5 protein-coding genes are annotated in these 4,848 nt (G+C 37.1%); 1 reads left to right on the top strand and 4 read right to left on the bottom strand.

Annotated features, from left to right (window positions below):
- The first annotated feature begins 159 nt into the window (after positions 1-159).
- Entirely contained in the window at positions 160-363 is a 204-nt protein-coding gene (locus PEL01S_RS33890) for a helix-turn-helix domain-containing protein (RefSeq protein ID WP_127463332.1), read from the top strand.
- A gap of 325 nt (positions 364-688) precedes the next feature.
- On the opposite strand, the gene PEL01S_RS33885 is transcribed toward PEL01S_RS33890, so the two are convergent.
- The 4 genes from PEL01S_RS33885 to PEL01S_RS35500 all read right to left on the bottom strand — a co-directional run.
- Positions 689-1,591: a phage/plasmid replication domain-containing protein gene (locus PEL01S_RS33885; protein ID WP_127463330.1), complete on the bottom strand. Its 903-nt coding sequence runs from the start codon at positions 1,589-1,591 to the stop codon at positions 689-691.
- A gap of 389 nt (positions 1,592-1,980) precedes the next feature.
- Entirely contained in the window at positions 1,981-2,946 is a 966-nt protein-coding gene (locus PEL01S_RS33880) for a phage lytic cycle repressor MrpR family protein (RefSeq protein WP_127463328.1), read from the bottom strand.
- A 217-nt stretch (positions 2,947-3,163) separates the two neighbouring features.
- Entirely contained in the window at positions 3,164-3,538 is a 375-nt protein-coding gene (locus PEL01S_RS33875) for a YxiJ family protein (RefSeq protein WP_127463326.1), read from the bottom strand.
- A 29-nt stretch (positions 3,539-3,567) separates the two neighbouring features.
- Positions 3,568-4,848, bottom strand: a 1,281-nt coding sequence (locus tag PEL01S_RS35500; protein ID WP_174807052.1) for a polymorphic toxin-type HINT domain-containing protein, incomplete at its 5' end; no start/stop codon positions are given.

The raw sequence follows: 4,848 nt of genomic DNA, 5'->3' as shown, positions 1-4,848 counted from the left end.
AATGTTCCCTCCGTTACAGAAATTTTAATTTATGTTACGCTGTAAAGTAATATAAATTTATAATATTACTTTGTAGCGTAATGGTCAATGAGTTTTATAGTAAAATATGATATATTTTTCTCAATGACCAACCATAAAAAATAAGAGGAAGTCGATTCAATGAAAATCAAAGTTCGGTTACAAGAAATATTAGATGAGCGCAACATTTCTCAACGCCAACTTTCGATAAAGGCAAACATGCGGCCAGCAACAATAAATGCTTTATGCAAAGGAACCACAGATCGAATTTATATCAGTACACTTGAAGAAATTTGTAAAGCTCTAAACATTCATATTCATGAATTGATTGTAATGGAAGACTAATCGTTCAAACCCTAACAACACTGTGTTCTCACATCAGCTATGCACCATACAGCTAAAACGAAGCCTTCAAATAATGTAAACCAGCCCGGACACCGTAAGAAGATAAAATCGTTATTTCATAGCGTTTTAATCGGAATAATATCGAATTTTCTTGCGTTATGTATGGATTACTCTTTGTTTCTTTAAATTGCACTCTTTTTATGTATGATGATTATTGGTATCGCCAAAGCCCTATAAAGCCTTATTTCTTCTGGACTTTTAACCGATTATGTATGAAATTGTTATCGCATCGCAGACGTAACAATCGTATGTAAAAGGATCACTTTTAACCTAAATTTGCATAATCAATTTTCAAGGGGGCCAGTATCCTGTGACTGGGAAACTGAATGCTCCTTGTTAGATTTACCTTTCTATCATATGTCGAATTTGAATATAATTGCTTCAACTCGGTTTGAGTAAGATGATTTTGTAAAACTCGAAAACCTAGGACGGACTCAATTTTACTTATTTTGTTCGTTTGTTTAGCTAACCACTGAAACGATATCCCTTCAACAACATCTATAAACTCAATCTGCTGCAAAATGGGATTGGTTATATAATCAAAGAAATGCACAGTTAGCAATTCAAACGCTTTTCGTTTCGATGAATATTTAGATAAACTTTTCTCCTTTAAGTTAATTTCCATGCGAAGTAACCCTTTAGCTTGATCAATGATTTCTCGCGGCTGCTTGGTTCGTTTACACTCCTTCTGCTTATTATAAAATGAAATTCTTCTGCTTTTATTTCGATGCACAACGGTTTCCCGATGTCCGTATGTTTCTGGTTTTAAACGGGGCAGCTTCATTTCTGCCAATTGTTTAAGATAATCGTCAATATCCTCATTCGCTGGGAAATTCCAACAAACATCTAGCCGCTTCGTGTACCAATCCTCTTTTCGAATACTGATGTTAAACAATTCATGTAACCGTTGATGTAACCTTTGGAAAAAGAGAGGGATTTCACTTTCTTTTATGAGGTTTACATTGTTACCGTAGAGAAATTTGGGGATCGACAACTCGATTTCTAGCGTTTGATTGTAATCTCGGTAAATGATTTTCGATATGAGCGAGTCTTTGTACTTGTATTTCGTTCGGCACACACCATCCTTTTGAAAAGTAAAGGATTCCGTCTGTTGCAAATTTTCAGGATGAATATAAATTTTGGTTAACATGGTGATCGTATCGAACAAAGGCTTTCTCCTTTTCGTTTTAATGATGTACTTCAAATATGGGGAAAGATTCGGCATGTTATAAGAACATGCTTCATGAAAGGTCACCTTCCTCGGATTTCTTTCTTCGTTCCTTCTTGCTAAGCAGATCATGTTTCACGCACAGATCATAAATATCGTCATCAGCCACATTGCTCCCTCTTAGGAATTGACCAGTCCCGCACAATGGTATCCTTTTCATTTTAAGCTGAGCGATTCAAAAACCATGTCAGACCTTCAATTTACATCATCCTTCTTATATTATTATTTTACTTTTAATTTTAAAAAGATAAGCAGCCATTTCCGACTACATGATGTATATTATCATATTATTTTATTTTAAGTCAACTGTTTATCTTATTATTTTTCTTTTATAGGTTGTACATCTCTCGGACTGCCTTTTCATTCAAGAAGGACTTAAGTGGATAATAATTGTATTCTTCGATTCCGTTATTGATTCTCTTCGCAATGTTAAAGCGCTCCGCAATTTTAAAGTATTGTTCCCGCTCCAACTTACCTTCTGCTTCCAGCAAATCCTTTGCCATCTTCATCATGCCGGAACGTTCAATCATATTTACGTTTAATTTGGGCAGTTGGAAGACTTCGGATAACATGCTCAAACGTCGATAGATAAGAAATTTATCCGCCGCGTGAACATTTTCATTCCTTGTAATGGAACTTCGAATGACATATTCATTCTCAACAAGACGCGTATGGGGATTTTTCGTCGTCCCACTGAAAGAGCCATTTTTCTTTTGATATAACGTTTCCCGCGCGGCAAGTTTTATTAAATATAATGCCTGTTGACTTACTTCAAGATACCGGATGCTTTGATCTTGATTCGTTAAAGTCAGCACTCCTCGTTCGAAATCTACATCACGCATGGTAAGCTGCAAAAGCTCCGCACATCCGTCTCCTTTAACTCCCTCAAAAATAAGTCTTAAAATCACAGCGTCCTGTGCATTTACACAATTCCGTTCAAGGGAATTGAATTTTGACTCACTTAACTCGGTTATCGGTACAATAAAAGACCTGCACCAGTCCAACGGTTTATTTGATAATGGATTGACTGGAAGTGAACTGAGTCCTTCCTCAATAGCCCAATTAATGTAAGTAAAGATACACGAAGTCGAATTTCTGGAGGATGCTTCAGTTGCAGGTTTTAATTTTTTTAACACGGCTTCTACTTGTTCCAATGTAAAGTTTGACATGTCTGTGCCGTATTCTTCCTCTAAACTTTGGGAGAATCGAAAAATCCTAGCAAATATCTTTTGAGAACCTACACCGTATCTCATTAAAAATTTTGACTTCACAGACTCATTATAAAATTCGCTCACGAAAAACACCTCTAAGATGAAGTATACATGAGTTCATTTTAATAATCAAATAATATTATATCGTTTCAATGGTCTTCCGCCGCGCAAACATTTTGAGTGATTTTTCGTTTCAGGGATGGGCGAACGTAGCAAGTGAAAACTGGGCATTCGGCACTGGGTGGGGGTAAAAGAAAGACCTTGAGAATATCCTCAAGGTCTGAAAAGCATCTGATTTGCATTAAAGGTTTAAAAAAGAAAGAACTAGCTTCCTTAATTTCTCATGATTGTTGTACTCATTCTGAAAGTCGGGGTATCTCTCCAGACTTGATTCAAAATAATGGTACTGAGGAAATCGCTCAAAAAAATCCTTATTTAACAATTCAATTTGCCTATTGGGGATTTTGTCAACGTTACCCTTTAAGATATAACTCGTCGTTCCAACAATTACAGTACAATAGTCATTAAAGTCGGCATTTAAACTTTCATCTTCAAGCACTGCAAAGTCCTTTTCAAAATCAATCTTTATTTTGCTTGTTCCCTCATATGGGAAGGGGTTTTCCATTATGAATTTCTTCATATCCGATATTTTTGATAGAACTTCTTCTTTATTCAAATCCGAAGACCTCCAACTAGAAAAATATATTACTTACCAAAAGAAATTATCGTCCCATCCGGTGCGATATCAACATATTTTCCGTTCTTTTTATAGCGAATTGTACCCTCAACTGCTCCATCTACATTACTTTTTGTAGAACCCTTTTTGGCAGTTCTTGCGAATTCTTCAGCCTTCCTAAGATATTGTGCTAAATCCTCCGCCCCTACTTCTTTACCATGTTTCTTAAAATGATATTCAGCGGAACTTTCGATGTCATCAAAACTTCCCTTATTCCATTTGGAAAAGTTACAATTTGAATTATGCACCCAAATACCAAGATCACTAACAAAGTAGGTATGGAACTCATCAACTGTCATGTTGTAAACGGTAACCTGCTTATGTTCCAGTTCGATGCTCTCAATCTTGAGTGTATTCCCTTCGCTCCGAACAAGCAAGTCACCGACCTTGAGGTCTTTGACGAACGTCCAACCCTTACCTTCCACCCAGAAGGGATGGTTAAAAGTTGATTCAATAACTTGGTCGCCCACGTGGATTTTGTAAATCTCATCCGTTTCGTGGTTAAACGTTGCCGTAACCTCTTTGTACGCTACCTCACCAGTTTCATCATCCTTGGATAGAACCTTATCGCCGACCTCAATGTCTTCGATAGGTTTCTCCCCTTCGTCTGTAAGAACTTTTGTTCCTGCTGTAAAACAATTACACTCAGCTGAGATATTAGCTGAAGCCTTTGTTCTTGCCGACTTTGCTCCTGTCCTTAATGATATAGCACCAATTTCTACAAAAGACTCTAACAAATTCGCCAAATCTGCGGCACTGGCATTAGCAGCAATATTGACATTTACCAGTACCCCTATTGCCCAATCTGAATCTCCAAGTGAATTTCCATAGGGACTTGTCATTGTAGCTTTTTCAAATAAATAATTATAGTAATTGTTATTATCATCTTGGAAAATTCGTTGATAATAACCTCCAAATTGACTGTGTACCTGTGTTAGACTTACTTCTCCATCTCTGGCCATCTCAAGCAGGGCCTGTAGTTCTCTAGGATCGTGTCCACTTGGATCAAGATATTTTAATGGATTATTTTTCACATACGTATAAAGATTCAAACTCAGCGGATTGGAAATATCCCCTTCATACGTATCCTCATTTATAAACCTGCCAACACTCGGATCATACCATCTGGCTCGCAGATACTGCAAGTTCGTACTGCTATCCCAGAACTCCCCGCTATATCGGAATGGCTGCGGTACTTGTTCCGACGTACTGAGCGGATTACCCCAGATGTCATAAGTATACCGGTTAAC

Origin of the sequence: Paenibacillus elgii NBRC 100335 (assembly GCF_004000865.1) — a bacterium.
GTDB lineage: Bacteria > Bacillota > Bacilli > Paenibacillales > NBRC-103111 > Paenibacillus_G > Paenibacillus_G elgii.
The sequence above is the reverse complement of the archived record's forward strand: the minus strand, read 5'-3'. Positions and strand labels throughout refer to the sequence as shown.

Excerpts from the sequence above, each read along its gene's own strand:
- PEL01S_RS33890 (WP_127463332.1), top strand. The coding sequence starts at position 160 with ATGAAAATCAAAGTTCGGTTACAAGAAATATTAGATGAGCGCAACATT.